Source organism: uncultured Succinatimonas sp. (genome assembly GCF_905203285.1).
In the GTDB taxonomy this organism is placed as follows: domain Bacteria; phylum Pseudomonadota; class Gammaproteobacteria; order Enterobacterales; family Succinivibrionaceae; genus Succinatimonas.
Window position 1 is genome coordinate 1 of the sequence record NZ_CAJKVK010000138.1, and the last position, 2,888, is coordinate 2,888.

Sequence of the window (2,888 nt, forward strand, 5' to 3'; positions counted from 1 at the left end):
AAAATTTATATTAAATTCGGTGTATAATTCGTCAAAAATTTATATTAAAAAATATAAAAAGAGGCAGAGATGAATACTAAACATTTACAAAAAGCGCTCACCCCCCCCCGCACGGTATAATAATTAGTCGCGATAAAATTGCATTTGCGGTTAAACTATCTTTTTCTCGATTTGTCTCATCTATAAGTCTGTCCTCTTTTGCAATGTCTCCTGCCGAAAGAGTCTCTGTTAATATAGAAAATCATTTCTCTGCAATTTCAGCTAACTACTCTATTTCACACTCCACTCAAGTCGGTCTTAATTCGATACACAGTCATATTAGCAATGCCGTACACAGGACAGAAAAGTATTTTGCTATAAAGAATCCGATTATTGCTTACATAAAAGACCAAGTTCTACATGAGTTTATGGGTAATCAGAATATCTTGATTCATGGCAATACTTTCACACTGTGTCTGGCGGATCTAAGCACAGCTTCTAACAAGATTTAAGCGTCAGACACAAGCTAAAACTCATGCCTGACGCTTATCCGGGTTAAGGCCGCGAATTTCTCTATGTTTCATGAAATTTTGCCTCATGCGGCCTTATTTATTTGTAAAACATAATGTTACATATTATGAATAAACATACATCAGTACCGTTTCAATCAGTACGTTTGAAACCTTTAGCCGCAGGAGTGATTGCGGCATGTCTGTCTTTTTCAACAGCTTCCTCATATGCAGCTCAGGTACATTTTGACCCACAAGGAAGAGAAGAAATAGATGAAGAGGTAGTTCTTGAAACCACCGATACCACTGTCTCTCCTATCGGTATTCACTTGTCGGGTGACGACACCAATGATAAAGACACCAAGTTAACTTTTAATAACAAAGTGTCGATAAATTATGACGGTACGCAGCATCCTGACAGTAATTGGAGTGCTTACGGCATTTGGATTTCCAACAGCGTCAATCATAAAGCCGAATTGACTTTGAACGGCGCTCTTGACATGGATATCAAAGGTACTACCAATATGCTTGTCGGTCTGATGAGCGGTTCAAGATACAATCCTACCGGCGGAGCGCAGGGACAGGATAACGGTACGACCATGTATGTCAACGGTCCGGTCAGCATGGATATTTCAGGAAATTCCGTGACCGCTGCGGTTGCCGGAAGTCATTTTAATAACAATACCAATCCCGGCGGAAAAATCGTATTTGGCTCTAATGACATAGAAGGAAAGAATGTTTTTAATATTACATCCGATTGGAGCGATAAATTCAATTCAAATCGTGATTCAGATTGGGCGGTAGGTCTGCTTTCATTTGATAAAGGTGAAATGATCGTAGATCGCGATACTGAGATTAATCTTAATATCAAAAATTTTGAAACCACCTATACCGGAACTTACTCAGAAGATGAATATGCGGATATTGCCGCTGCCGTATATGTCGATAGGGAAAGTTCTTTTGAATTAAAGGAAAATCGCAGTCTTAATATTTCAATTACTTCTTTAAATCCCGCTATTAAGCCCGGAGGATCTTGGGGCAAACCGAATGCTGCCGCTCCCAGCTTCGGAATTATGGCCGGAGCTCATGAAGCGGCATATCAACCTGAAAACAATTCCGTTGTTAATTTAAACGGAAGCACGAGCATCAATCTTTATCTAAACCCAAAAGATCCTGACGAACAGCAAAGTGAGATGACCGGTGTCGGCGTCTTCGGCGGAGCAGAATTAACGGCAAATGCACCGCTTGTGATTAATATGGATTATGCCGAAGGCAGCTCTGCGGCCGATGTTGATGCTTCTGACAGCTCCGTGTATGGATTGTGGGCCGGTAAATACCCGTCTACTGTTATGGTTAACATAAAAGGATCAGGAAACATCAATGTTTTTGATGCCTTGTCCATTAATCTTCCGCAAGGCGTTAATCCTGCGCTTGAAAATTTTATGGCTTTGAGAGCTACCGGATATACCACAAACGATAAGTGGAGCACACTTAATATAAATAATACCGTAAGCAAAGCACCGGTGAAAATTAACGGAACCGTATATGCTGACGACGGCGGTTATATCAATATGAATATAACAGGGGCTCAGTCATCACTTACCTCAAACATCTCTTTAAGCGAAATAAGTTCTCATAATAGTTACATTTATTTAACTTTATCTGATCATGCTGTTTGGAATGCTTTAGAGCATCTTTATGATATAACCCGCCCCATAGCTTTTGATAATTCCAATGAGAATGTTTTAACCAAATTAACACTAAACAGCGGAACGTTAAACATGTCCCGCCCTCAGGAACTTTCACAGTTTGATCAGCTGTATAAAGGATTTGAAAAGGTTCGAATTACTTCAAGTTTTAATGCTGTTGACGGACAAATAATCATGGATTCCGATATCAGCAGTGCTGAAAAAGTAAGCGATCCGGATAACGATAACCTTCCTACCACCGATCAAATTGAAATTACCGGTACAGCTGAAAATGCCGAGGCGTCAGTTCAAGTTAATTTCATCAATAAAGAGAACATTCCTGCCGATAAATTCTATAGCTTAAATTGGCTGGTCAGACAAAATGACGGATCTATGACCTTAACCGGACCCGACGGTAAAGACGCCTTTACCGGCCGCGGCATGGTCTCGATGTGGTCATTGCGCTTCGTTCCTGAAGGTCAAAGCGACAAGCTTGCCGACAATGATTATCGTGAGTCTTTAACTAATAAAGGTGACGGTAAAGGCGATTGGTATTTGGTGCGTTACGATTATGACGTTCCCGACCCCGAGCCGGAGCCTGACCCGGACACACCGGAAGAGCCTGACAATCCCAATCCTGACGACAAGCCCACACCTAATCCCGACCCGGTATTGCCGCCTGAAGTGGACACCAATCTCAACATCGGCACTT

The 2,888-nt window shown here is 41.4% G+C and carries 1 protein-coding gene; it reads left to right on the forward strand.

Going from position 1 to position 2,888, the window contains the following annotated elements:
- Positions 1-616: 616 nt before the first annotated feature.
- A partial coding sequence (locus QZ019_RS09610) for a hypothetical protein (RefSeq protein WP_295484589.1) occupies positions 617-2,888 on the forward strand: 2,272 nt, incomplete at its 3' end.